Source organism: Prosthecobacter fusiformis (genome assembly GCF_004364345.1).
Taxonomy (GTDB): Bacteria; Verrucomicrobiota; Verrucomicrobiia; order Verrucomicrobiales; family Verrucomicrobiaceae; genus Prosthecobacter; species Prosthecobacter fusiformis.
Map to the genome: position 1 here is coordinate 420,958 of NZ_SOCA01000001.1, position 21,116 is coordinate 442,073.

At 57.9% G+C, this 21,116-nt stretch carries 16 protein-coding genes and 2 pseudogenes; 13 read left to right on the forward strand and 5 right to left on the reverse strand.

Translation table 11 applies throughout. The features are described from left to right. Window positions 1–11 precede the first annotated feature (11 nt). The 12 genes and pseudogenes from EI77_RS24155 to EI77_RS01470 form a co-directional block, all read left to right on the forward strand. Window positions 12–341: pseudogene (locus EI77_RS24155) on the forward strand (cytochrome c oxidase subunit 3); the annotation flags it as partial. An 816-nt stretch (window positions 342–1,157) separates the two neighbouring features. Further along, window positions 1,158–1,421, forward strand: a pseudogene (locus tag EI77_RS24160) (cytochrome c oxidase subunit 3); the annotation flags it as partial. A gap of 36 nt (window positions 1,422–1,457) precedes the next feature. Continuing rightward, entirely contained in the window at window positions 1,458–1,787 is a 330-nt protein-coding gene (locus tag EI77_RS01425; RefSeq protein ID WP_133792971.1) for a cytochrome C oxidase subunit IV family protein, read from the forward strand. Between the two features lie 14 nt (window positions 1,788–1,801). Beyond that, a complete protein-coding gene (locus EI77_RS01430; RefSeq protein WP_133792972.1) occupies window positions 1,802–2,008 on the forward strand; it encodes a hypothetical protein in 207 nt (68 codons plus the stop codon). 21 nt (window positions 2,009–2,029) lie between these two features. After that, the gene (locus tag EI77_RS01435; protein WP_133792973.1) at window positions 2,030–2,221 is read left to right on the forward strand and encodes a hypothetical protein; all 192 of its coding nucleotides are present in this window, start codon (window positions 2,030–2,032) and stop codon (window positions 2,219–2,221) included. A 20-nt stretch (window positions 2,222–2,241) separates the two neighbouring features. Then, on the forward strand, window positions 2,242–3,039 hold the full coding sequence (locus EI77_RS01440; protein ID WP_133792974.1) for a cytochrome c oxidase subunit II: 798 nt from the start codon (window positions 2,242–2,244) through the stop codon (window positions 3,037–3,039). A gap of 169 nt (window positions 3,040–3,208) precedes the next feature. Beyond that, window positions 3,209–4,240, forward strand: a complete 1,032-nt coding sequence (locus tag EI77_RS01445; RefSeq protein WP_133792975.1) for a COX15/CtaA family protein — start codon at window positions 3,209–3,211, stop codon at window positions 4,238–4,240. 12 nt (window positions 4,241–4,252) lie between these two features. Further along, window positions 4,253–5,197 (forward strand): heme o synthase, encoded by a 945-nt coding sequence (gene cyoE, locus EI77_RS01450; RefSeq protein ID WP_133792976.1) that lies wholly within the window; start codon window positions 4,253–4,255, stop codon window positions 5,195–5,197. Between the two features lie 14 nt (window positions 5,198–5,211). Then, window positions 5,212–5,928 (forward strand): SCO family protein, encoded by a 717-nt coding sequence (locus tag EI77_RS01455; protein ID WP_133792977.1) that lies wholly within the window; start codon window positions 5,212–5,214, stop codon window positions 5,926–5,928. A 22-nt stretch (window positions 5,929–5,950) separates the two neighbouring features. Continuing rightward, a complete protein-coding gene (locus EI77_RS01460; protein WP_133792978.1) occupies window positions 5,951–6,385 on the forward strand; it encodes a DUF420 domain-containing protein in 435 nt (144 codons plus the stop codon). 70 nt (window positions 6,386–6,455) lie between these two features. Continuing rightward, entirely contained in the window at window positions 6,456–7,859 is a 1,404-nt protein-coding gene (locus EI77_RS01465; protein WP_133792979.1) for an ATP-binding protein, read from the forward strand. Between the two features lie 5 nt (window positions 7,860–7,864). Further along, window positions 7,865–9,157: a tetratricopeptide repeat protein gene (locus EI77_RS01470; RefSeq protein WP_133792980.1), complete on the forward strand. Its 1,293-nt coding sequence runs from the start codon at window positions 7,865–7,867 to the stop codon at window positions 9,155–9,157. A gap of 26 nt (window positions 9,158–9,183) precedes the next feature. Here EI77_RS01470 and EI77_RS01475 read toward each other — a convergent pair whose 3' ends face one another. The 4 genes from EI77_RS01475 to EI77_RS01490 all read right to left on the reverse strand — a co-directional run bounded on the left by EI77_RS01475 (window position 9,184) and on the right by EI77_RS01490 (window position 18,099). Then, a complete protein-coding gene (locus EI77_RS01475; protein ID WP_133792981.1) occupies window positions 9,184–12,213 on the reverse strand; it encodes a DUF7133 domain-containing protein in 3,030 nt (1,009 codons plus the stop codon). Window positions 12,214–12,434: 221 nt separating this feature from the next. Continuing rightward, the gene (locus EI77_RS01480) at window positions 12,435–15,365 is read right to left on the reverse strand and encodes a M28 family peptidase (RefSeq protein WP_133792982.1); all 2,931 of its coding nucleotides are present in this window, start codon (window positions 15,363–15,365) and stop codon (window positions 12,435–12,437) included. 519 nt (window positions 15,366–15,884) lie between these two features. After that, entirely contained in the window at window positions 15,885–16,505 is a 621-nt protein-coding gene (locus tag EI77_RS01485) for a phosphatase PAP2 family protein (RefSeq protein ID WP_133792983.1), read from the reverse strand. A gap of 25 nt (window positions 16,506–16,530) precedes the next feature. Then, complete coding sequence (locus EI77_RS01490) at window positions 16,531–18,099, reverse strand: ArnT family glycosyltransferase (protein WP_133792984.1); 1,569 nt, start codon at window positions 18,097–18,099, stop codon at window positions 16,531–16,533. A 114-nt stretch (window positions 18,100–18,213) separates the two neighbouring features. On the opposite strand from EI77_RS01490, the gene EI77_RS01495 reads away from it, so the two are divergent. Continuing rightward, entirely contained in the window at window positions 18,214–18,768 is a 555-nt protein-coding gene (locus EI77_RS01495; RefSeq protein ID WP_166646957.1) for a YqgE/AlgH family protein, read from the forward strand. A gap of 101 nt (window positions 18,769–18,869) precedes the next feature. Here EI77_RS01495 and EI77_RS01500 read toward each other — a convergent pair whose 3' ends face one another. Continuing rightward, complete coding sequence (locus EI77_RS01500; protein ID WP_243838633.1) at window positions 18,870–21,104, reverse strand: heavy metal translocating P-type ATPase; 2,235 nt, start codon at window positions 21,102–21,104, stop codon at window positions 18,870–18,872. Window positions 21,105–21,116 lie beyond the last annotated feature (12 nt).

Genomic DNA, 21,116 nt, shown 5'->3' on the forward strand with positions numbered 1-21,116 from the left:
TCCCTTTCGCAATGGATATCCCCTACACAGTCACCGCCCGCCCAGACACGGGCCTATACAATGCCAAAGTCGGCATCTGGCTTTTCCTCGCCTCTGAGGTGATGCTCTTCGGCGGCCTCTTTTCTTCTTACATCTTCCTGCGCGTCGGGGCCGACTACCACTGGCCTGTGCATGAGCTGAACGTCACCATGGGTTTCATCAATACCCTGGTGCTTATCTTCTCCTCCGTCACGGTCCTTCTGGCTTGGGCTAACCTCAAGTTGCGCAAAATTGGTAAATTCAGGCTCTACATGACCCTCACGGTGCTCTGCGCCATGACGTTCATGGTCATCAAGGCCTTCGAATACAAATCCAAGTTTGAGCATTATGCCGTCAAGCTCACGGATGGCACCTTCCTCACCGGCCACCTTCCTCACGGCTACGAAATCACCTTTGGTGAAGCCACCGATTTCACCATGACCATCGCAGGTGAAAACAAGGCCATTGATGCAGACCCAGCGGACTACATCCTTCCTTACATCGTCGGTGAAGCCCCCACCTTTAAGCTCGCTTCCGGTGAAGAACTCTCCCTGGATTCCTCCAGCTTCGGCGACTTCCAGAAAAAGACCGTCAAGGCTGCTGAAGACGCCCTCGAAAAACGACGTGCTGACCTCCGTGCCAAGGGCAAAGAGGCTGAAGCCAAAAAACTCAACATCGTCCCGGACACCACCGTCAAACTCACCGCCTCCCAGCCGATCACCATCAAGGTCAAACCTTCCAAAATTCTCGGCTATTCCGCATCCACCATCACCTTTGCTGACGGCACCACCGCCACCGGCAAACTCCTGGATGACAAAATGGTCCTAGAAGTGGACGGAGTCGATGCACGTTCTGTCCCCGATGCTGAAAACTCACTCGCCTGGAGCAGCAACTACCTCGGCGAGGGCTGGAAAAAAGCCTTTATCGAAAACCGCGACCACGCCCAGGCTGAGTTCAAAGAAAAATATCCTTCTCGCGATCCTCAAAAGAGTGCAACCCACCAGAAGGAATCTTTCTATCTGCATATCAAATCCGCCACCCCTCCTGCAGCCCACGCTGAAGGCGAACACAAAGCGGAAGCCGCAGCCACAGAACATGGCGATGACCACGCTGGTCACGGTCACCATCCTGAAGTGACCCTGGAGAAAAAAGACATCGCTTTTTACTCCAATTACACGCCAAAGCTGAACACCTATTACGCCATCTATTTCACCCTCACGGGTCTCCATGGCCTTCACGTCGTCGCCGGTGCTCTGGTCCTCACCTACTTCCTGCTTTTTGATGGCAAGATGCTTCGCAACGACCCTGAGCGCCTCGCCAACCGCGTCGAAGTCGGTGGTCTCTTCTGGCATTTTGTGGACTTGGTCTGGATCTTCCTGTTCCCTCTCCTTTATCTCCTTTAATCGACGGCTCTCCCTTCACCTCTTTTCCTTACCGTTATGGCCGACAGTCACGAAGAAATTTACAAGTCGATCAAGAAGATCAAAATCATTGGCTGGGTGCTGGCCGTGTTTACTGGCATCACAGTGGGCCTTTCCTATGTGGAGCTTCCCACCCATAGCATGAACATCCTGGTCGGCATGATCGTCGCCTCATTCAAGGCCGCCCTCGTCGCTCTAATTTTCATGCACTTGAATCACGAGGCCAAGCTGATCTACAAAATCCTCGCCTTCACCGCAGCCTTCGCCATCGCTCTCTTCTTCCTGTTCGTATTCTCTGCACACGATCCTCTCGTCTTCAGCGGATTTTACGACAACAACAACGAGTAATCGACACCACGCTCATGTCACTCAAGCACTTCCACATCGTCTTCCTGTTTTTCGCTATCCTGAGCGATCTTGGGTTCTGGCTGTGGACCCGCATGCTCCCTGAGCAGGCGGCTGCACTCGGAGTGGCTGGCTTGGGTTCCTTCGCCGGTTGGCTCAGCATCGTCATGACCGCCTATGGCGTGTGGTACATCTTCAAAAAGAGCCGCACCATCATTGTCTGACCCCTGCCCCTTGCACTTCTTATGAACACGCACCTCTTCCAGCTTGCCTGTGCCACCTGCCGTCCAGATCCGGGCAGCCTCATGGCCCAGGCTCAGGACATGGCCGTGCTAGTCATGCTTGGTTTCCTCGTCCTCGGCATGGGTGCCGTGGGCCTCATTTTCCTCAACTTCGCCCGCAAACAAAGCCGTCTCTCCGCTGACGTGCAGCTTTAATATCTCCCCCTGAATCTCTCATGAGCGTCTCTGACATCAATACCTGGATCGGCATCACCCAAAACGCCTCCGAGCACGGCGGTCTCGTGGACCACATGCTCGGCTTCGTCCACTGGTTCATGCTCGCCCTCTTCGTCGGCTGGTCCATCTTCCTCATCATCGCCTTCACTCGCTTCCGCCAGACGAAGAACGCCAAGGCTGACTACTACGGCGTGCGCGGCCATGCCTCCACCCATATTGAAATCGGCGTCGTCGTCGTGGAAGCCATCCTCCTCCTCGGTTTCGCCTTCCCTCTCTGGTCCCGTCAGGCCGATGACTTCCCGACTAGCCCGGACACCATCAAAATGCGCGCCCTTGGCGAAAAATTCCTTTGGAATTTCCAGTATCCTGGCGATGACCTCATGCTCAGCACCTGGAACATGAAGGGCATCTCTCCAGCCAACGTCACCGGCCGTGACCTCCTGGACCCCAATGGCAAGGACGACTTCATCAACCCCGGCACGATGAAGCTTCCTGTCGGTCGCCCCGTCATTGTCGATGTCGCCAGCAAAGACGTCATTCATAACCTCGCCCTCGTCCCCATGCGCTCTGCACAGGATGCCATCCCTGGTGTCAAAGCACACATGTGGTTCAAGCCAGTGAAAACCGGGACTTGGGACATCATTTGCGGTCAGCTTTGCGGCCCAGGCCACGCCCAGATGAAGGCCGTGCTTGAAGTCGTCGAAGGCAAAGAATTCGACGAATGGGCCAAGGAGCAGTCCGCCAGTGCCGCCGCCAAATCAGCCGCCCTCAATGCGCCTGTGGCTGCTGCTCAGTAATTTCAGCACCCACCTGCTCAGACTCTTTCGGGATGTCCCGCTTCTGATCAGGAGCGGGACATTTTTTTTTTGCCCCGCTTTTGAGAAAACCACATCCACTCATCGCCCCCCATACTGAGCACTGAGCACTGAGCACTGAGCACTGAGCACTGAAGACCGCACCTCTCCCATGACCTGGACCCGCTTCCAACGCCTCGCCCTCATCGCCTTCATCACTGTGGAAGTGCTGATTTTTGTGGGTGCCGTCGTGCGCGCCACAGGCTCCGGTCTCGGGTGTCCCGACTGGCCTTTTTGCTACGGATGTGTCGTCCCGCCCACCAGTGCCGAGGACATCGACTTCACCAAGATCGATCTGGAAAAATTCCGCGCCAAAGCCGCCCGCCACGGCCGCGATCCCGCCACCATTACCCCGGAAACCCTCAAGGCAGAGTTCGACCCCGTCGCCACCTGGGTGGAATACATCAACCGCCTCACCAGCCTCCCGGTGGGGTTCTCCATGCTGGCCCTACTCATCGCCTCCTTTGGCCAGATCCGGCTGCAGAGAAAACGCGTCTTCCTCGCCTCCGTGACAGCCTTTGCCCTCGTCCTCATCAACGCCTGGCTGGGTGCTCGTGTCGTCTTCAGTGGATTAAAACCCGGCATCATCACCCTTCACATGGCCTTAGCCATTTTGTTGCAGTGTGTCCTCGTTTACACAGCTTGGCGTGCCAATGACCGCCCCTGGACCCTTCCCTGGAAAAACTCCCTCCCCTCCTCCAGGCTGCGCTGGCTGGCCTGGGGCTTGTTCGCCCTCATCGTCATCGAAGGCGTCATGGGTTCACAAGTGCGTGAATTGACCGACCACCTCGCCCACACCCATGCTGGCGAACCCCGCAGCCAGTGGGTTATTGAGCTGGAGAATAGCTGGGTGTATCTCGTCCACCGAAGCTTTTCCTGGCTCATCCTCGTCGCCGGTATCGCATTCCTACAGCTCAGCCGCAAGCACCTCACCCGTGCAGGCTGGTTGGAATGGAGCATCATCAGCCTCATCTTCAGCCAGATGATCCTCGGCATCGTTCTCGCACATGTCGGCATCGTCGGCATTGCCCAGGTCCTTCACATCGGGCTCTCCTCCCTGCTCGTCAGTGCCCTCTTTCTCTGGCTGCTCGGTTCCTCTCGAAAGCCAGCGACTGTCTCTGGCATAACGCTGCCAGCGCGTTAAATTAGATTCCCCATGTCTGATAGCCCCCTTCCCACCGCCGATCCCATCTCCAAAAACTGGAGCATGAACGATCTGCTGGTGCTGACGAAGTTCCGCCTCAGCGCCCTCGTCATCGTCTCCACCTTCGTCGCCTTCTGGTTGCGGGCAGGCACATCGTTAGACGGCTGGCTGCTTTTCCACACCCTCCTGGGCAGCAGCCTCGCCGCCTTCGGAGCCGCCGTCTTCAACCAGCTCATGGAGATCGAGCCGGATTCCCGCATGACCCGCACGGCGGATCGTCCCCTGCCCTCTGGCCGAATCAGCCCCAGCGCTGCCTTCGCCATCGGCTGGCTGCTCAGCGCCTTCGCTCTCATTCACCTCATGGCCAAGGTGAACTTTGAAGCCGCCGCCCTCACCGCCCTCACCCTGGCCACCTATCTTTTCATCTACACCCCGCTGAAAAGACAATCCCCCACCAACACCCTCGTCGGAGCCGTTTCCGGTGCCCTTCCCCCGCTCATCGGTTGGGCCGGTGCAGCAGGTAAGCTGCCCGGGGATGAAGCCTATGTCCGCTGGGAATTGCTGCTGGAACCCGGTGCCATCTACCTCTTTATCCTCCTCTTCCTCTGGCAACTCCCCCACTTCCTCGCCATCAACTGGATGTATCGGGATGAATACCGCCGGGGCGGCTTCATCATGCTCGCCAACGATGACGAAGCCGGAGTACGCACCTCCAAGCACGCCCTGGCTTATTCCATCGCCACCCTGCTGCTCATGTTTTACCCCGTCTTCATGGGCCTGGTCATCACCTGGATCTTTCTCCCCCTCGCCCTCGCCCTCGCCGGCTGGCTCTGCAAACTCGCCCTCGACTTTCAAAAGAACCCGGAGCGCCCCACCGCCCGTAAACTCTTCCTCTGCACCCTCATCTATCTCCCCGCCATCTTCCTCATCACCTCCCTCGCCTGGAAGCGCGCCTAACCTAATTTTCAACCATGTCTGACCAGCACACCGACCCCAAGCCCAACCTCACCCCCTGGGCCATCTGGATTCCCATCATCATCGCCGTGCTTGGCGTCGTGGTGTTTTACAATTACCTCCTGGCCATGCAGCAGCAGGCCGCCAGTGAGGAGAAAGACCGCCCCGCTATTCTTGGACGGCTTGAGCGGGATCTGGAGCTCACGGAACGCACCGGCAAAAAAGTCCATCTGGATGACCTGCGTGGAAAAATCATCCTCGCTTCCTGGGTCTATACCCGCTGCCCACGCGGTTGTGCAGGTGTCATCGCCAAACTCAAAAAATTGCAGGAGGAATATCGCGGCAATCCCGACATCCATTTCGTCTCCTTCACCCTGGATCCCGAAGACACTCCGGAAATGATGAAACTCTTCGCCAGTGGCATTGATGTGAAGGACACCGATCCCTGGTGGTTCGTGCAGGGGGACAAGGAAGAAGTCCGCCGTTACATGACCCAATACCTCAAGTTCCGCCCCGTGCAGGACCTTCCTGAAAAAGACCGCCTCTCACCGGCAGACAAATACATCCACGACCTCCGCGTCGCCCTGGTGGATCACAAAGGCCACCTTCGCGGAACCCTCTACGACCTCATGAACGCGGACCCCCAGTTCGCCGAACATTTCGACGCCCAGCTCCGCAAGGACCTGGATTTCATCCTCAAGGAAAAGCAAAAGGAAGTCAAAGAGGCTCTTTAATCTCCACATCGCCGCTCCCCAAATGACTGTTTACGACCTGCCTAAGCTGTACACCATTTTTAACGCCTGCGCCCTGCTGCATATCATCCTCGGCCTGGTGCTGATCAAGATGAGTCGGCAAAAAGGCCATATCGTTTGCATGACGATTGCGCTGCTTTTCTCCACCGCATTTTTGGGCTGCTATCTGTATTATCATTACACAGTCGGGCATGTGCAGTTTGCCGGCACAGGGCTCTCCCGGCCCATTTATTTCACTATCCTATTCACCCACATCCCGCTCGCAGTGGTGAATGTAGTGCTCATCATCATGACCGTCATTCCGGCCCTTCGCCGACGTTTTGATAAACATAGGCGAATGGCCAAATATTCTGTTCCTATCTGGTTGTATGTCTCCGTCACCGGCATCATCATCTATCTGATGTGCTATGTCTGGTATGGCCCGCCGATCCGGTCATAACGGCAGAGGGTATTCATATACAGATAATATCCCTTGCGCCACCCGATGTCGCACGCTGGACTCAAGGGGTATGGCCCAAAACCTTGATGCCCTCCGTCTGGCACTGCAACATTCCCCCGACAATGTGCCTTTGCTGCTCCTGTATGCAGCAGGCTGCATGGAAGAAATGATGCATGATGAAGCGGAGCAGGCCTATACCACCGCCCTGAAAAGTGATGCCTCCCATCCTGAAGCCCGGGCAGGCCTGGCCCAGGTGGCCTTTCTCCAAGGCCGTCTCTCTGAGGCTGCGGTGCGTGCCGAACAGCTCATCTCTGAAAAGCCCGACTACGCTCCTGGTTACCTCCTGCTGGCACGCATCCTGGTGACGGAGGGAGACATGAGCCGGGCACGGAGCCTCTACGACAAGGCCCTGTCCTTGAACAAATCACTCTCCGATCCCGGCCTGGAAAAAGCCCTTCAAAACATCAAGCCGAACGACGATGAAACCGGCGGTCGCAAACGCGCCGGGGTAACCTCCAATGGCAGTTTCATCGAAGCACCTGAAGAACAAGAAGATGATGACGGCCATCCTCGCGGTGGTGCCGCCTTCGACCTTGGTCTGGCCGACTTTGAAAAGCCCAAGCTGAACTTCTCCAACGTCGGCGGCATGGATGCATTGAAGGAGGAGATCCGCATGAAGATCATCTATCCGCTGCAACATGCGGACCTGTTCAAAGCCTATGATAAAAAGGTCGGCGGCGGTGTGCTTCTATACGGCCCGCCTGGAGTCGGCAAGACCCTCATCAGCAAAGCCACCGCAGGTGAGATCAAAGCGAACTTCATCGCCCTGGGACTGCATCAGATCCTGGACATGTGGATCGGTAACTCGGAGAAGAATATGCACGAGGTCTTCGAACTGGCCCGGCAGAACGCCCCCTGCGTCCTGTTCTTTGACGAGGTGGACGCCCTGGCTGCTGACCGTCGTGATCTGAGGCAAAGCGCAGGCCGCAACTTGATCAACCAGTTCCTCTCCGAGATGGATGGTGCGGAGTCCCAGAACGACGGTGTGCTTATCCTCGGTGCGACGAATGCCCCCTGGCATATTGACCCGGCCTTCCGCCGTCCGGGACGCTTCGACAGAACTCTCTTTGTGCCGCCACCGGATGAAGCCGGACGTGCTGCCATCATTGATGTAATGGCGCAAAAGAAACCCATCGGTGAGCTGGACCCTCGTGCCCTGGCCAAGAAGACACCGGACTTCTCAGGGGCTGATTTGAAGGCCGTCTTCGACATCGCCACCGAGGATGTTCTGACCGAGGCCATGCGCAATGGCAAAGTCGTACCCCTGACCACCAAGGATCTGATCAAAGCCGCAGGCCGCCATAAACCGACCACCAAGGCCTGGTTTGAGAGCGCCAAAAACTACGCCATGTATTCCAACCAGAGCGGCTTCTATGATGACGTGCTGAAGTACCTGGGTCTGATCAAACGCTAAGCACCATGTCCGATTCCGACTTCTCCAGCGCCAGCACCCACTTTGCCCGTGGCCGTCTTTTGCAAACGCAGCACCGGCTTCAGGATGCCATTCAGAGTTATAAACAGGCGCTGGAACTGGACCCTGAACACACTCCCAGTTATGTCATGCTGGCTCTATGCTGGCTAAATGATGAGAGTACTTCCGCCAATGCCGTGGATGCCGCCGAGCGTGCTGTCGGGCTGGAACCTGAGGATGCCTTTGCGCGGGGAGTACTGGCCCTTACCCTCAATGCCAAGGCCAAGGACGGCCAGACGGCGATGATCAAAGATGCACTGAAGCATGCTGAAGAAGCCGTGGGGCTTGACCCTGACAGCGACTTTGCTCATGCCGTCACAGGCCGCTTGCACCTGCGCCTGCGTGACTATGCCAAGGCGGAAGAGTCTGCCCGCAAAGCCCTGGAACTGGATACCGAGAGCACCATGGCTGCCGAAGTCCTGTCCGCCGCGCTGCTGATGCAGAAGAAAGATGGAGACCACAAGAGCCTCATCGAATACCAACTCCAGCGCGATCCCAATGATGACAGCGCCCACACCAGTGCAGGCTGGCAGGCTTTGGCGGAGGGAGATCACAAGCGCGCCAACCATCACTTCATGGAGGCCCTGCGCCTGAGCCCTAACAGCGAAAGCGCACGTGTAGGGCTAGTGGAATCCTTTCGCGCCCGCTCTGCCATCTACCGCCTGCAACTGCGCTTCTCTCATTGGATGAGCCAGTTCACGGAAGGGCGGCAGAACATGATCATGATCGGCGGCTTCGTGGCTTATAGGGTCGTCAGCACTTTGCTCAAGGGAGTATCACCGCTGTTGAGTTCACTGGTCATTGGTGCCTGGCTGGTCTTTGCCTTATGGTCACATCTGGCCCGGGGTTTCGGCTCCTTCTTCATTGTCTTGGACCGCTTTGCCAGGCAGGCGCTGCGGCCCCGTGAGTATTGGGAAGGCGTGGTGGTTGGAGGACTTATCTTTGCCTCACTCGGCAGTGTCATCATTGGTTATGCCTTAGGCGTGGCTGAGAGCGGATACGCAGCCCTGGTCTTCCTGCTGGCTGCTGTGGCGAATGCGGCGGCCTTCACGAACAACCATCACCTGGGCCGCCATGTCTATGCCGTTGCGGCAGGCATAGCAGGCTTCGGAGCACTCTATGTTGGCACAGCCATCTTCAGCGGCATCAATCTCCCCTTTGCAGCGGAGCTTGGCGTCGTTGCCTTATTGACCGGGGTGGTGATTAGCTGGTTGAGACCCTTTAGGGTGTTGTATGCATAAAATGCCTAACTATGAGTTGAACAAATTCAAAGCTTCATGAGATAGGCGAAGAAGTCCTTGAGGTCGGCATCAGTCATGCCGGTGGTGAGGGCTTCGGGCATGAGGGAGATGGGGGAGGCTTCGAGTTTTTCGATCTCGGCCTGCTTAACGGGTATTTTGTTACCAGCGATGTCCTTCAACACGATGCCGCTGGCGTCCTGGGCATCCATGATGCCGGTGAGCATCTGGCCGTTCTTGAGCTTGACGATGTAGTTGCCAAAACCTTCGCGAATTTCGAGGCTGGGGTTGAAGATGTTGTCGAGCCAGAAGTCGGCATTGGTGCGGTCATAACCGGTCAGCTCGGGGCCGATGATGTTACCCTCACCAAAGAGCTTATGGCAGATGGCGCAGCGGCCGGCGAACTGGAGCTTGCCTTTGTCCGCATCGCCCAGGCCTGTTTTGATGACGGCCTTGATGCGGGCCATCTCCTGGCTCTTGGCTTCAGTGGGACCGGTGACGAGCAGGCCTTTCCAATGATTCTCAATGGCGGCATCAATCTCAGGATCCTTGTAGAGACTGAGCTGGCGCACTGTATCAATGCTGAAGTGCTTGGCGGGAACCTTCCATTCATTGACGAAGGAGACTAACAGCAGCGCCCACTCTTTGCGCCCGGCAAGCACACGCAGGGCATCTTCACGAAGAGCCTTATCTCCGGCGATGTATGTCTCATAGCCAGTGAGGAGAGTTTCCGGCAGGCGCTTGTCATCATACTTGGCGGCAGCCTGTAGAATGCCACGTTTGAGGCTAGGGGTATTCGCCTTGTTTTTCAGGATGGCGACCATGGGCGCGATGGCATCCGGTTTGCCTAGCTCGGCCAGGGTTTTGGCAATGGCGATGCGCTGGGCATTCGAGGCCTTGGCATCTCCAAGAACTTTGAGGCTTTGCTTCAGAGCTTCCTTGCTGCCGGTCCGAAGAGCCAGCGTGAGGTCACCACCCGATTGTTTAAGCAGATAATCCTTCAGAGCATTGGACAGAGTATCCGGCAGAGGTGGCATTTCGGCTCCTTCAAAAGCGGCAGCAATGCCGGCGATGACGTTGGCTCGGGTATCCGCATCGGTGGCGAGGGAGAGAAGATCTGCACAGGACTCGAAGTTTTCTGTGCCGCCCGCCGTGGCATAACGTTGGGCGAGTTTGCGGGCCAGGTGATCACGGAAGACAGTGGTCTTGAGGAACGCCGGGTCGGATTTAAAGAATGCGAATACGGAGGCCCGCTCTTTCTCCGCTTTGGATTCGAGCGCCCACCAGGCGAGGAGCGGGATGTGACCACTGGAGTCTTCATCACCCACTGCACTCCACAGAAGAGGCAGGGCGGACATCGCACCAAGACGTTTTGCGGAAGCGAGTATCTGGGCGCGGACTTCGATGTGCTTTTCACTTTTGGCCAGGCGGACGAGGGCGTCCGCACTCCGCCTTTGCTCGCCGATGATCTTCACGGCCCAGCGGCGCACGTAAGGATCGGCAGCGCCTAACAATGAATCCACCAAAGCATCATCCGCTGCACCCAGCATGTCCAACGTCCACAAAGCGTCGAGAGCGTGGGCATCGCTGCTTTGGGCGAGCGCGAGAAGAGGCTCCTTGAGATCACTGAGGCCGCGCCAGCCAATCTCAAGAGCGGCCTGTTTGCGGAACCATTCGTTGGTGTGGCTGAGGTAACTGAGCAGTTCCTCGGAAGAAGCTTTGCCAAGGTCGAATGGCTTGAGTTTGGGTGCTCCAGAAGCAGGGCGTACGCGGTAGATACGTCCACTGGTCTTGTGCCAGTCATCCACTGGGCTGACGTGGCTGAGGCGGGTATCATACCAGTCGGCCATGTAGAATCCGCCATCGGGACCGACACCGGCCCAGACGGGACGGAACCAGCGGTCGGGGGCACTCATGAGGTTTTCCTCATCCTTGGTACGGAAAGTGGAGCCTTCAGGAATGAGCTTGCTGACATACACCACATTGGCGAGAGAATTGGGGGCGATGATTTTGCCCTCATAGGCACTGCCAAGCAGTCCGCCTTCATAAATGGTATAGGCCTGTGGGAAACGTTTGTTATCCCCTTCATGGTTCATGTGCTCGAACCAACCAAAGGCATAAGGGTTAGTCAGGGGGCCATGTTTACCCCAGCCTTTGATGCCATAGCTGCCCTGCTCATAGTGCATGCCGCGGGTATTGCCGTTATTGGTGCCGGAGAAGACGCGGCCCTTGCTGTCCATATCCAGACTGAAGGTATTGCCACCGCCTTCGGCATAGATTTCGAAGAGCTTGGTTTTCGGCTGATAGCGCCAGATGCACTGGCCTTCCCAGCGGATGTTTTTACTGTTGGCGCTGCTGACATTGCCTGTGGTGGTGCTGCCGTTGGCCCCATAAAGCCAGCCATCCATGCCCCACATAAGGCTGGTGGCCACCGCGTGGGTATCCTCCAAACCAAAGCCACTGAGTTCCACTTCTGGGTCACCCTCAGGCATGCCGTCCTGATCGGCATCGGCATAGCTGAGCAGGTAAGGCGGATTGAGCACCCAAATGCGGCCCATCCCTGTGAGGGCGGCACTGGCGATGTTCAGGCCGGTGATCACGTCCGTATGCTTGTCGAAAGAACCGTCGCCATCGGTGTCTTCGAAGACCGTGATCTTGTCAGCACCTTTTTCTCCACGCGGGGGTGGCTGGGGGATCTTGTCAAATTTGGCGCGCAGGTGCTGATCGTAACTGACGATTTTTAACCCGGCTGGAAATTGATACTGTCGATACTGCGTGACCCACATGCGGCCTTTGGAGTCCCAGCTTACATAAAGCGGCTGCTCCACGGAGGGTTCTGCGGCCATGAGATCCACAGCGACATCACTGCGCTTGGTGAAAAGTTTGACAGCCTCCAGAGGTGGGGTGGGTGGGGTGTCATCGGCCATGACACCGCGACCGGCGCGAGTCTCCATGATCTTTTTGACCTCTTCATTGCCAGCGACTGCCTCTGGGGTCTGGGCGTGGAGGGGCAGCGATAAGCCGAGCAAGGCGGGGAGAAGAATACGGGCGGTGGTCATTGAAGATAGAACAGAGGATGAGGTGAGCTTTCCGGCGGGCTTATTATGTGAGGTGGTATTCCTGTGACTCTTGAAGGGGGAGATGGAAGGAAGGGCCCTCAAGTTTGATATTTTGGCCGGGGAGGCTTTAAGACCGAAGCATGGCAGTTGGAGAGAGTAAGCGGGCAAGGGGGCTGCGGAGGCTATAGATGCTGCACTCGGAGAGTGCAGGGTACTGTACTTTATTCGCGGGAGCCGGGGGTGATTTTGAGGACTTGTTCTTTGCCGTCGCGGATGATGGTGATGGTGGTCTCGGCACCGATTTTTAGCTCGCCCATGAGGGAGGTGTAGTCATAGATGTTGAGGACGTCCTTGCCGGAAAGCTTGATGATGATGTCGCCGCCTTTGACGCCGGCTTTGCCAGCGGGGCCGATGGGGGAGACGCCGCTGAGTTTCACGCCTTTGGTATCGCCCTGGGCATAATCAGGGATAGTGCCGAGGTAGGCGCGGAGGCCGCCACGGCTGTCCTTGTTCTTCGGGGCCTCCATGGCGACGAAGTCGGGGTTGGTATCGGCGGTGGCGATGCCGCGTGAGATGAGGCCCATGAGGCGGGTGATCTTGGCGGCGTTTTCATAATCAATCTTGTCAGCGGTATCGCTGGGCTTGTGGTAGTCCTCATGGCTGCCAGTGAAGGCATTCAATGTGGGGATGCCACGTTGATAAAAGATGGTGCTGTCCGTGGGCAGGTAGGCATCGGTCTGGGTGGTGATGGGGAGGCCAATGGGGGCATTGCGTTTTTCGATTTCCTTGGGCCACCAGGTGCTGGAGCCGACACCCTGGAGGACGAGGGTCTTTTGGAAACGGCCGATCATGTCCATGTTCAGGCAGGCAGCAAACATGCCCGTCAGCTTGCCATTGGGATCACCCTTGAACATTTTGGCCAGGACCTCGACATAATGACTGCTGCCTAACAAACCGAGTTCTTCACCGGACCAGGCGGCAAAGATGACATCGCGGGTGAGTTTGATCTTCCCCTGCTTCTTCTGATCTGCGAGCCATTGGGCGATCTCGATGACACCGGCGACACCGCTGGCGTTGTCATCGGCACCGTGGTGGATCATGTTGGCTTCATCCCCTTTGGCGCGGGAGTTATTGCCACCCTTGCTGCCGAGGTGGTCAATGTGGGCGCAGACGATGAGCGGGGCGACATGGGGATCTGGCTTATCGCGAGCGGGCAGGACGGCGATGACGTTGCGGCCGATTTTCTTTTCTTGCCGGATGTCAATTTGGGCACTGAGCTTGAGCCCCTGGCAGTCAATGCCGCCCATGAGGTCGCCAGTGTCCAGTTTGTCCTGGAGTTCTTTGAGGGTCTTGCCTGCGGGTTTGAGCAGGTCATCGGCAACGGCATCGGTGACACTGATGGCGGCGAGGCCAGAGCTGGCGAGAGAGGCATCAAAAGACATGGGGACAAGCTGGCCGACCACCTTGCTGTTAGGCCCGCTGGCGATGATGAGGCCGCGTGCGCCTTTCTGGCGGGCGACGAGGGCCTTGTGCCGGAGGCTGGCGTAACGGGTGAGCTCATTGCGGCGCTCCTGGGTAATGCCTTCCGGCAGATAGCGGAGGACGAGCACCCATTTGTCCTTCACGTCCAGATGGGCATAGCTACTGTAGGTTTCCATCTTCTTGCCATCCTCGCTGGTGGCCTCCTCTGGCGTTTCAATGCCGTAACCGGCGAAGACAATGTCGCTGGGGGTGACCTCGCCTAACTCAGAGAATGACAGGGGACGCCAGTCTTTATCCGTGACGAGACTTTTGCCTGCGGGTGCGAGGGTAAGGCGGTTGCCATCGCCAAGGGCTACACCGGCCGTGAATTCGAAGGGATCGAACCACTCTTCATCGCCATAAGGAACGAGGCCGATGCCTTTGAACACATCCGCCACGTACTGGGTGGCCAGTTTTTCCCCCGGTGTGCCGGTGAGGCGGCCATCCATTTCATCACTGGCCAGATAGGTGACGTGCTGGCGAAGGTCGGCAGGGGTGATGTCTCCCTGAGTGGCCGAGAAATCTGGCTGGGTGGCAGGCGTGGCCGCTTGGACTGGGGTGGTAATTTCGGAGAGACCGAGGGATTTTAATGCGGCTTCATGATTCCAGTCGGCCATGAAAATCTGGCTTTGTCCATTGCTGGTGCGACCGGTGGTCCAGGAGAGTTTTTTGCCATCGGGGGTGAATACGGGAAGGCCGTCAAATCCGTCCGTGGTGGTGATGCGGACAGGCTCGTGCTTACTAGCGGCATCGACAATGTAGAGTTCGAAATTGGCGAAGCCGTTGAGGTTGGTGGTGAAGATGAGGTATTCACCACTGGGATGAAAATAGGGTGCCCAGCTCATGGCACCGAGCTTGGTGAGCTGGCGCGGGTCGCTGCCATCGGTATTCATGGTCCAGACTTCAGCGACATCGCCTTTCGGCGTAAACCGCCGCCAGCAGATGCGTTTGCCATCCGCACTGAAAAAGCAGCCGCCATCATAACCAGGGGCATCGGTCAGTTGCTTCACATTCTGGCCATCGGCATCGGCAATGTAGATGTCCATGAAGTACTGCTTGTCCACCTTGAGCCGCGCGGTGTCTTCTTTGGAAAGTTCCTTTTCATAGGCAGCGCGATTGCTGGCAAAGATCATCTGGCGGCCATCGGGGGAGTAGGCGCCTTCGGCATCGTAGCCGAGTGTGTTTGTGAGGTTTTTGAGGCTTTTATCAGCCAAGGTGTATTCCCAGAGGTCGTAATGCTCATCGTAGTCCCAGGAGTATTTGCGCACGCGGCTGGTGGCACGGTCCTTGATTTCGGCGTCTTGAAGTTCCTTGGACTTAGGATCGGTGTGGGTACTGGCGAAGAGGATGCGTTTTCCATCGGGATGGATCCAGGCGCAGGTGGTCTTGCCCATGCCGGGGGAGATGCGCTCCTGGTCGCCTGTCTCGAGGTCCATGAGGTAGATCTGATAGAAGGGGTTTCCTTCCTCACGCTCAGACTGGAAGACCATCTTGCTGCCATCGGCGCTGAAGTAACCTTCCCCTGCCCTGCGGCCATCGAAGGTGAGCTGGCGGATGCTGGTAAGATAATCCGCCTCCGTCTGGGCGAAGGCGGTGGAGAGGGTCAGGCAGAGAAGGACGAGCAAGCGCATGATGTGAGGATTAGAACATACGCAACACGCGGCCTATTGCAGTCAACGGAAGGAGGGACAGATGGGGAAATGGGGAGAAATTGCAAAATTTCCCCATGTGGGGATTTTGGCGGGTAATAGCCTGATTATCAATGAGTTGTCGATGGGGATGGATTTCCCCATGGTTTCCCCAGACTTCCCCATGGGGGAAAGGGTGGGGCGGGCGGGGGCTTTGAATTTGGACAGAATTGCAGGATTGGCAGGATTTACAGGAAGGAGGTTAATTATGTTTTATGATGTTTTTGGATGATTGCGTAAGGGTGGAGACGCCGAGTTTTGAGGGGAGTTAAACTTAACACGTTAGACGGAAATGAAAAGGCGCTGTAGAGGGTAAGTGATGTATGCCGACGAGTCGTCGGCGCTCCATGGTTATGGGGGCGAACGAGGGCTGGAGAACGGTTCCTTACGAGACGCGGGAACTGCACGCGGGACAGGCGTTTACGCGCCAGGACAGAAGGGCAGGCAAGAGTGCCCACCGTACTAGGGGAGCGGCATCTCTTGCTTGGAGAATCGCTGGCGGATGCGGTCCACGGTCCAGACGGTGGCGAGGGCGATGAGGATGCCGAGGGCGGCGGAGGGCGGTATATCGCTGGGCCAGTGGGCGGCGACATAGAGACGGGAATACGCCACCGAGGCGGCAAGGCCATACATGAGAAGACCCCAGCGGCGATGAAAGAGGGCGATCACGGTGGCGAGGGCAAACATATTCACCGTGTGACTGCTGGGGAACGATTTTCCGCGAGTCTCTCGGCGGGGCTTGCTGGGGGACTGGACGGGGGTGGTGAAAAGGCGCAGAAAATCAGGCTTCCCGGGACCGAGGTCACGGACGATGAGGCCGGACATGGCATCCCGAGGGCGAACGCGACCCACAGTTTTTTTGAGCGTATTGGAGACGATGCCATCCCCGATGCCCACAGCGAGGCCGATGCAAAGGAGCATGAGACGCCCCTGCCTACCCCCGCGCCACGCGACGAGAATCACCACCAGAGCCAGGAGGGGAACCCAGGCATTGATGGCGGAAATGGCGGGCATTAACCAATCCAGGACGGGGTGGGTCCAGTGAAGGTTGATGCGCTGAAGGAGATGGAGGTCCCAGGGCATGGGGAGGGTGGGCGGTGACTAGTGCTCAGTGCTCAGTGCTCAGTGCTTTGGGCTTTGGGGTGCCGGGTTTTTCCCAAGAGAGGAGTTTGTGGCCGAGGAAGACATCGAAGATGCGGGTGTTGCCCTCGCCCAATTTTACTTCGACACGCCCTAGGCTTTCGATTTTTTCAAATCGCTGGGTGAGGGGGGCAAAAAGAGGTCTGGGTTCGGCATTGCCATTTTTGAAGATGAGGGCGTCATCGCCAATGCGTTCCTCGGGACCGGGCCAGACTTCGTATTGGGAGAGGACACGCCCGGAACGCTCCCAGCGATATGTGCGAGGATGCTGGGGCATGGTGAAGGCGAGTTGGGCGGCATCGTAGCGGTAACCGGTGGCCAGGACGAAAGTATTCTCCGGACGCGGGACGCGGTCCAGGAACTGGCCGGCCTGGATGCCCGTTTCGGCCCAGCCACGCATTTCATTGAGCTTTTTATGGCCTTTGAGATCTGTGAAGAAGACGATGAGGAGAACGAGATGAGCGAGCGCGACGATGGTGGCACCGACACGCAGCGACCAAGTTTTCCAAAAAGGCCGAGCGACAAAGGGGAGCTGGCCAGTGAACCAGGCGGCGAGGAGGATGAAGGCGGGAACGTAAAAGACGGCGGGCCAATTTGGATTGATCTTTTGACGAAGGGAGAGGGAAAAAAAGCCGAGAAGCGCGGGCGCAGAGAAACGGATGAGGTAGTGGGCGCGGCGGTCCATGCGAGACCAGTGTTTGACGCTATAGAACAAGACGACCAGAAGAGCCGCATAGGTGATGGGGGAATAGACGAGGGCCTGGACGGCCGGAAACTCGAGGGTGCGTGAAAGCCACTTTGAGAAGCTGAGGCTCTTAGTCTCGAAATGATGTTTGGTATGCTCCAGGGTGATCCATTCATGCTGGGTATTCCACCAGAGGACGGGAGTGATGAAGGCGGTGCCGATGAGCATGGAGGCCCAAAAGGGGACATTGCGGAGGAGGTGCCGATCCGGTTTAGAAGTCAGGACAAAGGCGATCATGAGGCCGGGAAAGGCGAGCATCATCTGCTTACTCAAGGTGCCGAGGCCAATGGTGAGGGCGAGGGCGGCCCAGCGCCAGAGGCAGGTGGGCTTGTCCAAAGCGAACCAGAAAAGCAGCAGGGCCAGGGACCAGCATAGCAACAGGGGAGCATCAATGGTAAAAAAGAGATTCAGCCCTGTATTCGCAGGGGTGAGAAGGATAAGCAGAGCCGCCAGGAAGGCGGTGGCAGCACCAAAAAGACGACGAGCCAGGGCGAAAAGAACGGCCAAGGTGGCGGTGCCGAAGATGAGCGGGGCGAGACGGATGCCCCACTCCGCATTTCCCGTGAGCCAGCCAACGAGGCCCATGAGCCAGCCAATCATGGGCGGCTTGCTAAAGTATCCCCAATCTGGACGGCGGCCCCAGTCCCAATAATAGGCTTCATCCCCTGCCAGATCCATATTGGCGGTAAAAAGCAGCATGAAACCGAGGCGAAAAACGAAGACGCCCGCGAGCAGCCAGGCAAAACGGCGGACCCAGAGTGAGTCTGAAGGGGAGGTGGTCAAAGAGGTCAAGGTGTCAGGCTAGACGGGGAATGGGCGCTGGCAAGATGTGGCATGTTGCAGACCCGATGAATTTCCATGCAAAAGTGCAACGTTGGCCCTACCTATGCGGTCTGTACATTCATCATGCCAACCACCCCTGATGCATCCCCCCTCGCCGGGAACCTGCTGCTGGCTGTGCCATCCATGCGGGACCCGAATTTCAAACGCACCGTCATTTTTGTGGCGGCACACAACCAGGAGGACGGGGCCTTCGGATATGTACTGAACCGTCCGCTGGACCAACGGGTGGCAGACCTGCTGCCGGACCAGGACCTGGGCGCGCTGGGACAGGTGCCGGTGTACATCGGCGGGCCGGTGGCGACGGACAAGCTGGCCTTTGCCTCCCTGCACTGGAACCGGAAAAAGAGTACGCTGCGCTGCCAGACCCACCTTTCCGTGGCTGATGCGATGCATGAGCTGAGCATGGGGCATGAGGTGCGTGGCTTTGTGGGCTACTCCGGCTGGACAGGCGGGCAGATCGAGGGGGAGATCCAGCGGAAATCCTGGATCATCGCACCCGCGCCGAAGGTGATTTTGACACTGGAACAACCGACGACGCTGTGGAGCGCTGTTTTGGATGAGATGGGGCCCATTTTCCAACTGATGGCGAATACGCCGGAACGGGTGGATTTGAGCTGAGAGAGGAGATGCTGGAGGAGTTTTGGGGTCCCTATTTGTGTGCGACTGGGACATCGTGGGAAGGATGAGCCGCCTGAAGGCGGGACTACAAAACGAGGCTGCTATTCTTGGGCGAATAGGAGGCGGAGGCTGTTCAGACAGACGACGACGGTGCTGCCTTCGTGAGTGAGAACGCCGAGGGTGAGCGGGACGATGCCGAAGAGTGAGGCGATGGCCATGATGATGACGGAGCCGAGGGAGATGGCGAGATTTTGCCGAATGATGCGGCGGGCCTGCTGGCTGATGTGGCGGGCAGAGAGGAGCTTTTCGATCTTGTCCTGCATGAGGACGACATCGGCCTGCTCCAGAGCGGCATCGCTGCCACGGGCACCCATGGCAATGCTGACATAGGCTGCGGCAAGACTGGGAGCATCGTTGACTCCATCCCCCACCATGGCGACCTTTTTACCCTGGAGTGTGAGCTCGCGAATGGCGCTCACTTTATCCTCAGGATGGAGACCTGCGCGGACATCGGCGACGCCGAGTTCCTCCGCCACCTGGATGGCGGCGGCGCGGCGGTCGCCCGTGAGCATGATGGTACGGACATTTTCCGAGGCGAGGGCGGCGAGCACGGCCTTGCTGCCACTGCGGATCTCATCTTTCAACAACACGCGGCCCATAGTATGAGCATTGAGAACCCAGACTTCGGAGAAGCCAAGAGGAGCATCGGGGACGTCTTTGAGCCACTGCGCAAAATCCCCCTGGTTCATGAGCTCGCGGCGACCGACGTAGGTGATGCCATCTTTGGTTAGGCCACGGAGCCCCTGGCCGGGGATGGAGTGAAACTCCAGAAGGGTGCCCGGCTCGATGCCCTGCTCTTTCGCATGGCGGGTGATGGCGTGGGCGATGGGGTGATTGGAATTGGCATCCAGGGTGACGCAGAGACGGAGAACCTCGGTTTCCCTGCCCGGCGGGAAACTTTCCACCAGAGCGACGCGGAGATTGCCCTCAGTGAGGGTGCCGGTTTTATCCATGGCGATGACGTCCACCTCGGCCAATTTTTCGATGGCGGCACCACCCCTGAAAAGGATGCCGCGACGCGCGCCCCAGGCGATGGCGGCGAGGATGGCGGAGGGGATGGAAAGCACCAGCGCGCAGGGGCTCATGACGACCAGGAGCGTCATGGCGCGGTAAAAGGCGGACTTGGAGGAGTCGGTATTTTCGAAGGGAGGAATGCCGATGGCGAGCCACCAGATGAAGAACATGAGGAAGACGCTGGCGAGGGTGAAGAGGGTGTAGTTTGTACCAAAGCGGTCTGTAAACCGCTGGCTGGGAGCACGCAGGTGCTGGGCGGTCTGGATCATGGAAATGATCCGCGCCAGGGCGCTCTGCGTGGCGGGGCGATCCACACGCATCTGGACGAGGCCCCAGAGATTTAAAGTGCCGCCGAAGACCTCTGCGCCGATGCCTTTATCAATGGGCACGGCCTCGCCTGTGAGGGTGGATTCATCCGCAGCGGACTCGCCATGTGTAACGGTGCCATCCACGGGAAAAAGCTCCGACGGGCGCACCTGGAGGACATCGCCGATGCGCAGGCCGGCGACGGCGCGTTCTTCTGTCTTGCCATCGGGCAGCACTACGCGGGCCTGCTTGGGTGCGGCCTTGGTGAGGGCATTGATCTCGCGATGAGTACGGTGGAGGACATAATGCTCCAGGGCACCGGAGGTGGAGAAAAGGAAAAGCAAAAGAGCGCCCTCCTCCCAGGCTCCGATGGCGACGGCACCGGTGGCAACGGCGAGCATGAGGAAGTGCACGTCCAGGCGCTTTTCCTGGATATTTTCCCAAGCGTCCTTAGCGGCATCCCAGCCGCCGCTGATGAGGGACACGCCAAAAAATCCGCGCACGAGCCATTCCGGCGCGGCGAAGAATGTTTCAGCAAGGTATCCGGTCACTAGGGCCAGACCGCAGATGGCGGCCTGAATGGCCATCATCCGCCATTCTTCGGCGCTCTGACGCTCCATTTCCTCCGCCTCAGGCCATTCAAAATCTCGCCATTTCCAAAATCGAGGTGCAGTGATGCAGCTTGGTTTTTGCAGGGTGAGCTCGCCAGCATGGCTGCTCATTTTCAGACCGCTGACCGTGCTTTCCGGGGATTCCCCCAGCAGGCTGGCATCCAGGGAACGGAGCACTTCATTTAACTGCGCCTGCAGAAGTCCGGCATCCACCTGCCCCAGGGTGGCGATCTGGACGCTGCGCTCTTCCGGATTCAGGCGGATGGCCTCGACGCCTTGCTGCTCCAAAAGGAAATCTGCCAGCGCCTGGCTCCAAGAGTTTGTAGGAGGGGCGTCGGGCATCATGCAGCATACGAT